At 66.9% G+C, this 12,813-nt stretch carries 15 protein-coding genes; 3 read left to right on the plus strand and 12 right to left on the minus strand.

Features of this window, described 5'->3' with window-relative positions; translation table 11 throughout:
* Positions 1-84: 84 nt before the first annotated feature.
* The 10 genes from ACLML9_RS03600 to ACLML9_RS03645 form a co-directional block, all read right to left on the minus strand.
* Entirely contained in the window at positions 85-927 is an 843-nt protein-coding gene (locus ACLML9_RS03600) for a DegV family protein (protein WP_411944115.1), read from the minus strand.
* A 3-nt stretch (positions 928-930) separates the two neighbouring features.
* Positions 931-1,689 carry a diglucosylglycerate octanoyltransferase gene (octT, locus tag ACLML9_RS03605; protein ID WP_411944149.1) on the minus strand — a complete coding sequence of 253 codons (759 nt, stop codon included), beginning with the start codon at positions 1,687-1,689 and terminating at the stop codon, positions 931-933.
* 135 nt (positions 1,690-1,824) lie between these two features.
* Positions 1,825-2,001 (minus strand): hypothetical protein, encoded by a 177-nt coding sequence (locus ACLML9_RS03610; RefSeq protein WP_411944116.1) that lies wholly within the window; start codon positions 1,999-2,001, stop codon positions 1,825-1,827.
* The gene (locus tag ACLML9_RS03615; protein WP_411944117.1) at positions 1,991-2,650 is read right to left on the minus strand and encodes a histidine phosphatase family protein; all 660 of its coding nucleotides are present in this window, start codon (positions 2,648-2,650) and stop codon (positions 1,991-1,993) included. The genes ACLML9_RS03610 and ACLML9_RS03615 overlap by 11 nt, the downstream gene beginning before the upstream one ends.
* Complete coding sequence (rsfS, locus tag ACLML9_RS03620) at positions 2,647-3,051, minus strand: ribosome silencing factor (RefSeq protein WP_030523197.1); 405 nt, start codon at positions 3,049-3,051, stop codon at positions 2,647-2,649. Before rsfS ends, ACLML9_RS03615 begins: the two co-directional genes overlap by 4 nt.
* Before the next feature lie 73 nt (positions 3,052-3,124).
* Positions 3,125-3,790, minus strand: a complete 666-nt coding sequence (gene nadD, locus ACLML9_RS03625; protein WP_357054373.1) for a nicotinate-nucleotide adenylyltransferase — start codon at positions 3,788-3,790, stop codon at positions 3,125-3,127.
* Positions 3,791-3,893: 103 nt separating this feature from the next.
* Entirely contained in the window at positions 3,894-5,300 is a 1,407-nt protein-coding gene (locus ACLML9_RS03630) for a vWA domain-containing protein (protein WP_411944118.1), read from the minus strand.
* A 2-nt stretch (positions 5,301-5,302) separates the two neighbouring features.
* Positions 5,303-6,196 (minus strand): AAA family ATPase, encoded by an 894-nt coding sequence (locus ACLML9_RS03635; RefSeq protein ID WP_411944119.1) that lies wholly within the window; start codon positions 6,194-6,196, stop codon positions 5,303-5,305.
* Positions 6,197-6,280: 84 nt separating this feature from the next.
* Complete coding sequence (locus ACLML9_RS03640) at positions 6,281-6,751, minus strand: NUDIX domain-containing protein (protein WP_411944120.1); 471 nt, start codon at positions 6,749-6,751, stop codon at positions 6,281-6,283.
* 4 nt (positions 6,752-6,755) lie between these two features.
* On the minus strand, positions 6,756-7,496 hold the full coding sequence (locus ACLML9_RS03645; RefSeq protein ID WP_411944121.1) for an XRE family transcriptional regulator: 741 nt from the start codon (positions 7,494-7,496) through the stop codon (positions 6,756-6,758).
* A 497-nt stretch (positions 7,497-7,993) separates the two neighbouring features.
* Here ACLML9_RS03645 and ACLML9_RS03650 point away from each other — a divergent pair, with 497 nt between their 5' ends.
* The gene (locus tag ACLML9_RS03650) at positions 7,994-8,290 is read left to right on the plus strand and encodes a hypothetical protein (RefSeq protein ID WP_411944122.1); all 297 of its coding nucleotides are present in this window, start codon (positions 7,994-7,996) and stop codon (positions 8,288-8,290) included.
* On the opposite strand, the gene ACLML9_RS03655 is transcribed toward ACLML9_RS03650, so the two are convergent.
* Complete coding sequence (locus ACLML9_RS03655; protein WP_411944123.1) at positions 8,272-9,537, minus strand: glutamate-5-semialdehyde dehydrogenase; 1,266 nt, start codon at positions 9,535-9,537, stop codon at positions 8,272-8,274. The genes ACLML9_RS03650 and ACLML9_RS03655 overlap by 19 nt on opposite strands.
* A 63-nt stretch (positions 9,538-9,600) precedes the next feature.
* Between ACLML9_RS03655 and ACLML9_RS03660 the strand changes: the two genes are divergently transcribed.
* Together ACLML9_RS03660 and ACLML9_RS03665 are read left to right on the plus strand one after the other, a co-directional pair.
* On the plus strand, positions 9,601-10,485 hold the full coding sequence (locus tag ACLML9_RS03660) for a ribokinase (protein ID WP_411944124.1): 885 nt from the start codon (positions 9,601-9,603) through the stop codon (positions 10,483-10,485).
* A gap of 140 nt (positions 10,486-10,625) precedes the next feature.
* Positions 10,626-11,843, plus strand: a complete 1,218-nt coding sequence (locus ACLML9_RS03665) for an RtcB family protein (RefSeq protein ID WP_411944125.1) — start codon at positions 10,626-10,628, stop codon at positions 11,841-11,843.
* A 63-nt stretch (positions 11,844-11,906) separates the two neighbouring features.
* On the opposite strand, the gene ACLML9_RS03670 is transcribed toward ACLML9_RS03665, so the two are convergent.
* Entirely contained in the window at positions 11,907-12,704 is a 798-nt protein-coding gene (locus tag ACLML9_RS03670) for a hypothetical protein (RefSeq protein WP_411944126.1), read from the minus strand.
* Between the last annotated feature and the right edge of the window lie 109 nt (positions 12,705-12,813).

A 12,813-nucleotide genomic window follows, 5' to 3' on the forward strand; every position in this document is an offset into this window, starting at 1 on the left:
AACCCGGACCCACCTGGAATTTCGACAGGTCTGTGGACAACTCCGGCCTGTGGATGAACTGGCCGTGGCGGATACCGCGGCCGGTCAGCCGCACCCGCCGGGGAGTACCAGTACCCCGACCGCGCCGACCCCGAGATGGACGGCCAGTGCCGGCCCGAATTCGGCGATGTGAACCTCGGCGACCTGCGGAAGACGGTCGCGCAGTTGGCTCGTCACCGTCTCGGCGGCCTCGGCGGCCGCCAGATGCTGCACCCCCACCGCGGCCGGACCCGCCCCGGCGGCCTCCTCGGCGGCCGCGACCAGCTTCGCGAACGCCTTCGACCGGGTACGCACCTTGTCCCGTAACTCCAGCCGCCCCTGCACCAATTGCAGTACCGGTTTGCTGACCAGCTCGCTGCCGAAGAAACTCGCTGCCGTACTGAGCCTTCCCCCGCGACGCAGTTGCTCGGTGCGATTCACCACGAAGAACGTGCGGGAGCCCGCCGCCGCCCGCACCGCGGCCTCGTACACGGCCGCGAGCGTGCCGCCGGCGCCCGCGCACCGCGCGGCGGCCAGTACCGGGAAACCGGTCGCCAGCCCCGCGCCGAGCGAATCCACCAGCAGCACCGACTCCGCGGCGTCCATATCCCGGACGGCCTGCCGGCCCGCCTCCCAGGTCGCCGAGAGCTGCCGGGACAGATGCACCGCGACCACACCGTCGCCGCGGCTGCGCCGCAGCGCCTCGGTATAGGCGTCGCGCAGTTCACCCGGCGACGGCGCCGACGTGGTGACGTCATCGGCGGCGTAGTCGACGGCGAGTTCGTCGACACCCTCACGGATCTGCGTATCCCCCACCAGCACGTGCAGGGGCACCACCTCGATACCCAGCTCGCCGATCAGCTCCGCGGGCAGGCTGGCGGACGAATCGGTGACGACCACGACCGCCACGTCTCACCCGACCTCTTGCAGCGTTTTCACCATCGCCTTGGCGACCTCGGTGTGCCCGTCCCAACCCCAGTGGATCCCGTCGGGGTTGGCATCGCCGGAGTAGATGTTGTCGTGGACCGCCGCCTTCAGATCCACCAGCGGGACGCCGCACCGCCGCGACCAGGCCTGCAGGGCGCGCACCGCCGGTTCGCGGCCGCTGTGCACCCGGCCGTATGCCGCGCAGTCGTGCACCGACGGCAGTACCGCGACCACGGGCAGTTCGGGCCGGAGCTGACCCAGGGCCGTCCGGCACTGCTCCAGATAGTCCACGCTCACCTCGGGCGGAAGTGCCACCGGGCGGCCGAGTCTCGCGGCGCGGGGCTGGATCCACTGGTACGCCGAACGCACCACCCGGCGCAGACCCGACGGCCGCACATAGCGGATCAGTTCCCGTAGTGCGGTGGGCAACGGTGAGGGCAGCGAATCCATGCCGCCCACCGCGAAGACCACGGCACCGGCGCGCGGGACAGCCGCCCAGACCCGTGGGTCACCGATCAGCGCCCAGTAGGCGTCCCGGCAGGTCCAGCCGATCCGGGCGACGAGTTCGACATCCCAATCGAGTTCGGCCGCCACCAGATTCGGCCAGATACGGGGATGATCGGCCGGCAGCCCCCCTTTGGGGCCGAAATAGGACAGCGAATCGGCGATCACCAGCAGAACCGGTCGCGGGACGCCGGGATCCGCGGAGCCGGTGGGGACAGCGGGATCCGTTGTGACCTCCACGTCCGGCGCGATCAGTGGCTCGGTAACTGCCTCCGCGACGGGACCCGTTTCCGGGCCGGTGTTCTCCGCTTCGCTACCCGGACCGGGCGCATGCGTACCCGCCGACGTGGATGTCACTGCGGAATCCTCCTGGGGTCAGACGGCCTTCCGGACGTCGCCGGCCTCGGCGGCACCGGTGTCGTCGGCGGTCCCGCCCGCCTCTCGTTGGGGCGCCGGGCCGAACAGGGCATCGGGTAGCGCACGCTCCGGTTTCGCGGATACCTTCCGGAACAGTTCGTCCGGTATCTGGCGGTTCAGGTCTTCAGATGACATCGGGTGCTACTTTCGCCGCTGCGTTCCACACATCGAGACGCCAGCCGGGCTTGTCCGGGCTCGGGCCGTGGCTGCTCAGCTGCACCCAGCTGGCATTGGCCAGGCCACCGAGGGCCGGCCAGTTCCGAGGCGGCAGATCGAGCAACGCGGCCGTGAGCGCGGCGATCAGCCCGCCGTGCGCCACGAGAATCATAGTGGCGCCGGGCCAATCCTGCCGCTCGTCGAACAACTCCTGTACGACCGGCAGTGCGCGAGCGCCGACCTCCAGTTTCGATTCCCCATTGGGCGGGGTGAACGTGGCGTCCATCCGCCACTCCAGCCGGGCACCGGGATAGAGTGAATCGACCTCGACATCCCCCATCCCCTGCCAGTCACCGAGGTGGGTCTCCCGGAGCCGCGGCTCCCGGACCACTTCGAGTCCGGAATGCTCCGACAGCGCCAGCGCGGTGTCGTAGGCGCGGCGCAGATCGGAGGAGATCAAGCCGACGGCCTTGTGGGACATCAGTTCCCGCGCCGCCTCTTTCGCCTGCCGCCGTCCCAGATCGGTGAGATCGGTGTCGATCTGCCCCTGCATCCGGTCGTTGGCGTTCCATTCGGTTTGCCCGTGGCGCAACAGGATCAGGGTGCGCACACCGGTTTTCTGTCTCACTCGGTTTCTCCAGCACTTTCGTCTCCGGCGGCCGGTGGCGCGCCGATCCCCTCGACCGGAACGATGGGGCAGTCTTTCCACAATCGTTCCAGCGCATAGAAATTACGTTCGTCGTTGTGCTGGATGTGTACCACCACGTCGACGTAGTCCAAGAGTGCCCAACGGCCCTCGCGGGTCCCTTCCCGGCGTACCGGTTTATGACCGGCCGCGCGCAGTTTCTCTTCGACATTATCGACGATGGCATTGACTTGGCGCTCGTTCGGCGCCGAAGCGATCACGAAGCAGTCCGTGATCACGAGTTGTTCGGAGACGTCCAGCACGACCACATCGGCGGCCAGCTTCTCGTCCGCGGCCAGCGCGGCGACGGTCGCCATCCGCACCGCTTCCTCCGTCGCGCTCACGCTGTCACCTCCGGGCACGGGCGCCGCACGGCCTCCGTGGTCACGCAGGCTGCCGCCTCCGGGCGTACACCGCTCATGCCAGCACCTCGTTCACGTTTCCATCACCTTCCGCTCGAGCGGGCACGTAGAGATGCCGCTTCGATATGTACTGCACGACCCCGTCCGGTACGAGATACCAGACCGGCCGCCCCTCGGCCGCGCGACGGCGGCATTCACTCGACGAGATGGCCAGCGCGGGGACCTCGATCATGGTGACCGCGTCCTCGGGCATACCTCGTAGATGGTCGGCGAGATGGTCGATGTTCAGCTCGTACCCCGGCCGGCTGACCCCCACGAATTTCGCCAGCTCGAACAGTTCGGCCCAATCCTGCCAGGTGAGGATGCTGGCCAGCGCGTCGGCCCCGGTGATGAAGAACAGTTCCGCACCCGGGTACTGGGCGTGCAGATCACGCAGGGTGTCGACGGTGTAGGTCACCTTGCTCCGCTCCACATCCGCCCGGCTCACCGAGAACCGCGGGTTGGAGGCGGTGGCGATCACCGTCATGAGATACCGGTCCTCGGCGGGGCTGACCTGGCGATCGGTCTTCTGCCAGGGCTGTCCGGTGGGGACGAAGATCACCTCGTCGAGGTCGAACCGGTGCGCGACTTCACTGGCCGCGACCAGGTGTCCGTGGTGGATGGGGTCGAAGGTGCCGCCCATCACACCCAGCTTGCGTCCACCCCGGCCCGTTCCGTGCATGAGTGTCGAGCTTAACGGGTCGGCCACCGGCCCCCGCCGACCGATCGGCCTTCGCCGGTGGGGGGCCTGCGGTCCGCGGCGGCCGAAACGCCGGCGAAGGCATTCAGACCGGTAGCAAACGGGAGACCACAGCCGTGAGCTGCGCCGCCGACCGGCATTCGTGCATTTCGATGACCTGCTGGTACCGGTCGGCGGCCGAATCCCCGGATCCCCAGTTGGTGCGCGGTTCCGGGTTCAGCCAGTGCGCGTGCTTGGCGACCTCGACCAGCTCACGCAGGGTCGGCAGTTCGGGGTCGCGGTAGTTGGTGCGGGCATCACCCAGGATCAGCAGGGAACTGCGGCTGGTGACGGCGTCCGGGAACGCCTCGGCGAAGCTCGTCAGCGCGCTGCCGTAGTCGGAGTGGCCGTTGAAGCCGACGATATCGGCCTCGGCGAAGATCCGCTGCATGGCTTCGTCGAGCTGGGTGTGCGGATCGAAGAACCTGGTCACTTCGTCGGTGTGATCGACGAAGGCGAAGATCCGGACCTTCGAGAACTGTTCACGCAACGCACTCACCAACAGCAGGGTGAAATTGCTGAAACCGGCGACCGAGCCCGACACATCGCAGAGCAGGACCAGTTCGGGCCGGCCGGGCCGGGGTTTGCGGTTCACCAGATCGATCGGTACCCCGCCGGTGGACATGGACTTGCGCAGGGTTTTGCGCAGATCGATCTCGCCGCGTTTGGCGTGCCGGCGCCGCACCGCCAGCCGCGATGCCAGGATCCGGGCCAGCCGCTGCGTGCTGCGCCGCAGTTCGGCCAGCTCCGCCTGCGAGGCCCGCAGGAAATCCACTTCCTCGGCCTGCCGCGGGACCCCGTAGGAGGCGACCCGTTCCTTACCGATGCGTTCGGCCACCCGCCGCCGGGTCTCGGCCTCCACGGTGCGCCGGAACTTCTCGATACGGGAGCGGGCGGCCCGGCGCGCGATCTCGGTGTCGAAATCGCTCATACCGGGCGTGGCCATGGCGGCCAGGATCTGTGCGAGCAGCGTCTGCGGCTGCACCTCTTTCAATGCCTGATACGACGAGAAGGACGCGCCCCGCGCCGACCGGTACTGCCCGAGCTGTTCGACCAGCTGGGCGGCCATCAGCGCCTGCTGCTGTCCCGAACCCTCGTCGGCGAGCATCTCGGCCAGCATGCGCCGCAGTCCGGGAATATCGACCTGCCCGTCGTCGCGGTACGGGATCTCGGCTTCCGCCGCGGCGGCACGGTCCCCGATGGCCACCGGGAACCACAGGTCGAAAAGCCCGTCGTAGGTGCCGCGATGGGTGGTGCGCCGCAACAGGGCGCAGGCCAGTCCCTCGCGAACCGACTCCCGGTCCAGCAGATCCAGGATCGACAGCACCCGGCCCGCGTCCACCGTCTCCGACGGGCCCACGGGTATCCCCCGCGCCCGCAGCGCCTCCACGAAACCGACCAGATGCCCCGGCAGACCGTGCGGGGCGAGGGGCTGGTCGTCGGTGGCCACCACGGTCAGGCCGGTTTCAGATCGGCCAGCGCCCGCTGGTGGTCGCTGCGGTGTTTGAGCACCACGCCCAGCGTTTCCCGGACGGTGGCGTCGTCGAGCTCGGTATGCCCGAGCGCGAGCAGGGTGCGGGCCCAGTCGATGGATTCGGCGACCGAAGGCAGTTTCTTCAACTGCATGGCGCGCAGCACGTGCACGATCCGCACCAGCTGGGTGGTCACCGCCTGGGGTAGTTCCGGGACCCGGCTCGCGAGGATCCGCCGTTCGAGATCCTCGTCCGGGAAGTCCAGGTGCAGATAGAGGCAGCGCCGCTTGAGTGCCTCGGACAGTTCACGGGTGGCGTTGGAGGTGAGGACCACGAACGGGGTCCGGGTCGCGGTGATGGTGCCCAGTTCCGGCACGGTCACCGCGAAATCGCTCAGCACCTCGAGCAGCAGGCCCTCGATCTCCACATCGGCTTTATCGGTCTCGTCGATGAGCAGTACCGTCGGATCCGTACGCCGGATCGCGGTGAGCAGGGGCCGGGACAGCAGGAATTCCTCGGTGAACACGTCGGATTCGGTCTCGGCCCAGTCGTTTCCGCTGGATGCCTGGATCCGCAGGATCTGTTTGGCGTGGTTCCACTCGTAGAGCGCCCGCGCCTCGTCCACACCCTCGTAGCACTGCAACCGCACCAGCCCGGCGTTCGCCGTCTGTGCCACGGCCCGCGCCAGCTCGGTTTTACCGACCCCCGCCGGACCTTCGACGAGCAGCGGTTTACCGAGCCGGTCGGCCAGGAAGACCGAGGTCGCGGTGGCCTTGTCGGCCAGGTATCCGGTCTCGGCGAGGCGGTGCACCACATCGTCGACCGATGCGAAGATCGGCTCCTGAACCGGCGGGGTGGGGGTACTCGCGGGCTCCATCGGGCCGTCCTTCCGTCGAACTCTCCACCCCACGCTACCGGGCGGTTACGCGCCCGGCGTCGTCCCCCGGGGCCACGGGACACCTCATCCAAGGTAGGGCGTGCTTCGCCCCTCCAGATAATGGGTCAGCCGGAGTCGCTGCGTATGGTGCATCTCGAGGCTTTCGAGTTGGGCGGGGGCAACGAACCGTAGTTCGGTGGACTCGTCGGAGATAGCGAGGCCGCCACCGATGACACGAGCCCGGAAACATACGTTGAACTGGCGGCGGACCTCGCCGTCGCTGTAGAGGATCACGTGGCGGGGGTCGGTGTAGGTACCCACGAGTCCGGTGATCTCGATATCGAGGCCGGTTTCCTCTTTGACCTCGCGCACAGCGCAGCCGGGAAGACTGTCGGCCATCTCCATGCCGCCACCGGGTAACGCCCAGAGTCCGCTGTCGGAGCGCCGCTGTAACAGGATGCGGCCGCTGTCGTCGCAAACCACGGCGGACGCCGCGACTACGAGACTGTTCGGCTGTGGCGCAGCTGGGTCGTCGTAGAACTCGGTGCGCGCCATTGGCTTACCTTCCCACCGGTCGGGATGCGTGCCAGACCGCATCGAAACTCTCGGTGTAGGTGTCGAACAGCCCACCGCCGATGGTACGGCGCAGATGCCAGACAGGCGCACCGTAAGCGTTCACCCCCCACACATGGGCGTTGACCAACATCTGGTCGTCGGCGCGGTAGATGCTGTTGTAGAGCGTCGTTTCATGCGTCCGCAACTCGATACCCGGCGTTGGTTGCAGCGCCTGATAATGCATCAACGCGAGACGGCACCGGGATTCGATGCCGTGCCCGAACTTCTCTTCCCTGCCGCGTTGCTGGACGTTGGCACTATCTGCATCACCCACGGCTATCCGTATCGCGCACCCGGCCTCGGCCCGTTCGATCAACAGGTCGTTGAGCCGTGGGTACGCCTCATGGAGGAACACGGCTGCGTAGACCAGGACGTCGATACGGTCGCTTGCTGCGGCGAACAGGTTGATGAACATCGACGCCGGAACGTCGGCTCTCTGGTCATGTAGGGCGAGGAGCTCGGGACTGACGGCGCGGGCTGTACGCGCCTGGCGTAGAGCGGGCCACAGGACATGAACGTCCTCCCCCAAACTTTCCGCGGCTTGGATCGCGGTACGCCGACGTGGGATCCGGCCGAGGTTCACCCAGCGTTCGACCGATTTCGGATCAACGCCGGCGGCCTCGGCCAGGCTCGCGTGGGTCCACCCTCCGGTCGCCATGGCGACCCGTAACCGCTCATTCGACATAGGGACGTTGTACACCCTCAGGACGTCCCCAAGTGGGAAACGTACGAGGTTCCGCCGTCCCGATGAACAACGAGACGCTGTCTGTGGCAGGCGGGGTGGGTGAGTGGTCATCTGCCCTGCTGCCGCAGTGCTCCACAGCCGACCATGGAGGGGATCAGTGAGTAGTCAGTTGGAGAATCGACCCGCTTACGCCGTCCCGGTGCGAAGTCCGGACAATGCCTTAGCCCATCAGCCGGATCGCCGGGCGGCGCTTCCGCTGCCGGAAGGTGAACCCACCATCGACCTCGCGACACTGGAGCGGGTCGCCGCTGCCCTGCGTGCACAGCCCGACGGCCGACACCGCGCCCGCCCGGGGACCCCAGCCGATATCACGCGTCTACGGCGGGACATGGGAAACATCATCGGCGACCTTTGGGCAGCTCCGCCGGACGAGGTACGCGATGTCTGCTGACATGAGACGCGCAATCCTTCTACGCCGGTCCGACGGTGCCGTTCGCGTGATCGAAGAGCTGACACAGCTGCATCGTCTGACAGTGGTGTACACGGTGGTCGCGGATACGGCCGTGCCTCGGTTGGCGGTGATGATCGCAATGGACCATGTCCGCTACCACGGTGCGGAAGCTGTGGTCGTGCCGCATCTGCGGGCGCGAGATGTATGGGTGGGCCGGGAGTGGCACGCGCTCGCCGAGTTGGTCGATGTGGTGATCGCCGATGGCGCGATTCTGAGGGGTGGCGCGATAGTGTCCAGAACCCGCATCGTCCGGAGCGACGCGGATTACACAGGTCGAATCTGACCCGACCCTCGGACCACCCATTTCGAGGAGGTGAGTTCCGGCAGCCCCATCGGGCCGCGGGCGTGCAGTTTCTGGGTGGAGATGCCGATCTCGGCGCCGAAACCGAACTGTTCGCCGTCGGTGAAGGCGGTGGAGGCGTTCACCATGACCGCCGCCGCGTCCACCCGGCGCGAGAATTCGTCGGCCGCGGCCAGTTCACCGGTGACTATGGCCTCGGTGTGCCCGGTGCCCCAGGTGTTGATGTGTTCGATCGCGGTGTCCAGATCGTCGACGACCTTCACCGCGATATCGAGGGTCAGGTACTCCTCGCCCCAGTCCTTGTCGGTGGCCGGCACCATCCCGTCGAGATCGCCGTGCAGGGTGACTCCCTTGTCGGCGAGCGCCTTGCTCAGCCGCGGCAGCGCGGTCTCGGCGATGGCCGCGTCGATCAGCACCGTCTCGGCCGCATTGCACACACTGGGGCGGCGGGTCTTGGCGTTGACCAAGATCTCTTCGGCCATATCCAGGTCGGCGCCGGAGTGCACGTAGACGTGGCAGTTGCCGGTACCCGTTTCGATGGTCGGGACCTGGGCGTCGCGCACCACCGCGTTGATCAGTCCCGCGCCGCCGCGCGGGATGACCACGTCCACCAGGCCCCGGGCCTGGATCAGGTGGGTGACGCTGGAGCGATCCGAACTCGGCAGCAGCTGGACCGCGTCGGCCGGGATACCGACCCCGCTCAGCGCGTCCCGCAGCACGGCGACCAGCGCCGCGTTCGACCGCGCCGCCGACGACGAACCGCGCAGCAACGCCGCGTTCCCGGACTTCAGCGCCAGCCCGAACGCGTCGACGGTGACATTCGGCCGCGCCTCGTAGACCATGCCGACCACGCCGAGGGGCACCCGGATCTGGCGGATCTCGAGTCCGTTCGGCAGCGTCGAACCGCGTTCCACGACACCCACCGGATCCGGCAGTCCGGCCACCTGGCGCAGCCCCGAGGCGATACCGTCGATCCGGTCCTTGGTCAGCCGCAGCCGGTCCAGCAGCGAGTCCTCGGTGCCGGCCGCCTTCGCCGCGACCAGATCTTCGCCGTTGGCATCCACCAGGGTGTCGGCGGCGGCGAGCAGCGCGTCCGCCGCGGCGTGCAGCGCCTCGTTCTTCCGGTCGGTGGTGAGCTGGGCGAGGACCCGGGAAGCGACCCGCGCCCGGCGGGCGGCCTCGTGCACGGCCGCACGCATATCGAACTCAGCGGTGGTCTCTACCGTCATGGCCTATAGCCTACGCACCGGAAAAGTCGGTTCTACCGGCACTCGCCGCGCTAGGTTCTCCCCGTGACCACCCCACTGATCGCTGTACTCGGCAGTATCAACATGGATCTGGTGACCACCACCGATCACCGGCCCGCGCCCGGTGAAACGGTCCTGGGCCGCGGCTTCACGATGGTGCCCGGCGGAAAGGGCGCCAACCAGGCGGTCGCGGCGAGCCGGGCGGGTGGGCGGGTGATGTTCCTGGGCGCGATCGGCACCGATGTCTTCGCGCCGCGACTGCGCGCGGTGCTGACCGAGGCCGGGGTCGATACCACCGGGTTGCGCACGATCGAGGGCCCCAGCGGTATCGCCTCGATCGTGGTCGACGCCGGGGGCGAGAACTCGATCATCGTGGTGGGCGGTGCCAATGCCGAGTTGCGCGCCCTGCGCGCCGGCGATCTCGCCGCCGTCGCCGCGGCCGATATCCTGCTGTGCCAGCTCGAGGTCCCGATCCCGACCATCGGGGAAGCGGTACGGCACGCCCGGGACAACGGCACCACCGTGATACTGAACCCCTCTCCGGCACAGCGTCTTCCGGCGGAGTTGTGGAGCCGGGTGGATGTGGCGGTGGTGAACCGGGGCGAGGCCGAGGACCTGGGCGGCACGCTCGACCGGGTACCGCATCTGGTGGTCACGCTCGGCGCGGACGGCGCGCGCCACCGCGGGCCGGACGGCACACAGACCTCCGTCACCGGGCCGGCGGTCGATGTCGTCGACACCACCGGCGCGGGCGACGCCTTCGCCGGAGCCCTGGCCGTCCGCTGGTCGCGGGGCCCGGCCGAGGCATTACGGTTCGCCTGCGCCGCGGGCGCCCTGGCCACCACCGTCCTGGGCGCCAGCGCCGCCATCCCGTCGCGCGCCGATATCGAAGCCGCCCTGTCCGCCGGGCCGGGCGAACCCCCTCTGTGAGACGTCGCAGTCTGCGCACGCCGCGGGCTCGGACACCGCCCACACCCACCCGGAAATTCGATCGCCTCCCCGTATCCGGTGGCCTACCGTGGAATTACGGCGGCGGATATCGGTCCGCCCCGGAGGGAAGGAACGAGACGATGTTTCCCGTCGAGCTGTCCGGCACCCGGGCACGGACGTTGATGTGGGCCCATGAGCACGATATCGAGGCGCAGGCGCTGCAACAGCTGCGCAATATCGCCCGGCTGGAATGGGTCCACGGCGTCCGGGTCATGCCGGATGTGCACCTCGGGAAAGGCGCCACGGTCGGTTCGGTGATCGCCATGCGCGACGCGGTCGCCCCGGCCGCGGTGGGGGTGGATATCGGTTGCGGGATGGAGAGCGTTCGCACCGATCTCACCGCCGCCGACCTCCCCGACGATCTGCGCGCCCTGCGGTCGGCGATCGAGGCACTGGTGCCTGTCGGCTTCGCCGCGCACAAGAATCCTGTCCAGGTGACCAAGCTGGCGCCCGGGCGGTCAGGCGTCGCCACCCCGACTCTGCGAATCGGCTGGGATCGATTCTGGTCGGAATTCAACGACCTCGACGACTCAGTAGCACCACGGGAGTCCAAGGCGCACAAACAGATGGGTTCGCTGGGCTCGGGCAACCACTTCATAGAAGTTTGCCTGGACCAGGACGACCAGGTGTGGGTCCTCCTGCACTCCGGCAGTCGCAATATCGGCAAGGAGCTCGCTGAGCGGCATATGACCGTGGCCCGCAAGCTCCCACACAACCAGAACCTGGTCGATCGCGATCTTGCCGTTTTCTTGGCGAACACCCCGGAAATGGCCGCCTATAGGCACGATCTGACCTGGGCCCAGGAGTACGCGGCCCGCAACCGCGCCGTCATGCTCGCACTGGTGTGCGAAGCGGTGCGGAAGCAGTTCCCGAACCGGAGTGTCCAGTTCGATACGCCTATCTCATGTCACCATAACTATGTGGCCGAGGAGGAGATCGACGGTGTGCCCATGCTGGTGACCCGTAAGGGCGCAGTCCGGGCCGGCGTCGGCGATATGGCGCTCATTCCGGGCTCAATGGGTACCCGCTCTTACGTGGTGCGCGGTAGAGGCAACCCGGACTCGTTCCGGTCCGCATCACATGGAGCAGGTCGACGAATGAGCCGGAATGCGGCCAAGAGGCAGTTCAGCGTCAAGGACCTCATCGCCCAGACCGAGGGGGTGGAATCACGCAAGGACGCCGGCGTCCTGGACGAAATCCCGGCAGCGTATAAGGACATCGATCAGGTGATCGAAGCCCAGCAGGACCTGATCGATGTCGTGGCGACCCTACGCCAGGTGCTGTGCGTGAAGGGCTGAACGTGAGTGGGGCCGGGATATCCGTCCCCACTCACGTGAGTCATGCCGTCGGGCAGCATCTGATCAAGTTTTCATATTCCGCAATCGCCACCGGCGCATGGAAACGCTGGAAATCGTGCGCCCCAAGACAAGCGCGGCTTCTGTCTGGCTGTGGGTCATGACGATATGGTCATCGCGCGCCGTCCAGGGTGTCCGGACAGCGCCGTACCGGCCGGCCTTCTCACTTGGTGGCATCCAGTTCGCAACTTGCCTGGCGGATATGAGCTTCCTTTCGATACCGAGCACATCAGGCGAATACCACGCCCAACCAGCCAGCCGGGCAGCAGCATGGTTGAGCAGAAGAATGTTGAAGGATCCATCCCGTCGGTTGCGACCCGGTCTCCTTGTTACACCACAAACCCTTCTTACTACTTCGCAGTAGAAATACGCGGCCGTTTCGCTCACCGTGCCGAATCCCACAAATGGCTCACCCTTCTTTGTAAAGCCAACGGACCCATCACCATCGAGTAGACCTCGCACATAGTCCGGTTCAGCAAAGGGGCCATCGGGTGGCCTAATTTTCTCCGACTTACGACCAATTGTTACACCGAAACCTGCGAATTGCCGACGGGTCTCACGGTCGTAGAACCGCAATACTGCACTCCGATGCACGTCCGCAAAGTTGGTCTTGCGCGTCCTATATCCAATCGATGTGTAGCATGGGATAATTTCTGCCAAACTTGCAAGGATCCTTTGGTCGCGAATTGATAGTTCCAGCGAGATACGACCCTTCCCCTCGACACTTCCATCATGAGAGCCATCGGTCTGAAATAGCCCTATGGCATATGCCACGGCAGGTGATGAAGGGTCCAGTACGCACATAGAATAATTCCTTTACCGCCTGGCATTGACATTACATTTTGATGCGGTTCGGCGAGATTGAAAAGAGTGCGCGAATAACCGGCCATATTGGGCGGTATCCACACACACC

Source organism: Nocardia sp. NPDC002869 (genome assembly GCF_046764065.1).
Taxonomy (GTDB): domain Bacteria; phylum Actinomycetota; class Actinomycetes; order Mycobacteriales; family Mycobacteriaceae; genus Nocardia; species Nocardia rhamnosiphila.

What these genes read in the sequence shown, in the direction of transcription:
- ACLML9_RS03610 (WP_411944116.1), bottom strand. Translation starts at nt 2,001, where the DNA reads ATGTCATCTGAAGACCTGAACCGCCAGATACCGGACGAACTGTTCCGG.
- ACLML9_RS03655 (WP_411944123.1), bottom strand. Translation starts at nt 9,537, where the DNA reads ATGACGGTAGAGACCACCGCTGAGTTCGATATGCGTGCGGCCGTGCAC.
- ACLML9_RS03665 (WP_411944125.1), top strand. Translation starts at nt 10,626, where the DNA reads ATGTTTCCCGTCGAGCTGTCCGGCACCCGGGCACGGACGTTGATGTGG.
- ACLML9_RS03640 (WP_411944120.1), bottom strand. Translation starts at nt 6,751, where the DNA reads ATGGCGCGCACCGAGTTCTACGACGACCCAGCTGCGCCACAGCCGAAC.
- ACLML9_RS03645 (WP_411944121.1), bottom strand. Translation starts at nt 7,496, where the DNA reads ATGTCGAATGAGCGGTTACGGGTCGCCATGGCGACCGGAGGGTGGACC.
- ACLML9_RS03635 (WP_411944119.1), bottom strand. Translation starts at nt 6,196, where the DNA reads ATGGAGCCCGCGAGTACCCCCACCCCGCCGGTTCAGGAGCCGATCTTC.
- nadD (WP_357054373.1), bottom strand. Translation starts at nt 3,790, where the DNA reads ATGCACGGAACGGGCCGGGGTGGACGCAAGCTGGGTGTGATGGGCGGC.
- ACLML9_RS03670 (WP_411944126.1), bottom strand. Translation starts at nt 12,704, where the DNA reads ATGTGCGTACTGGACCCTTCATCACCTGCCGTGGCATATGCCATAGGG.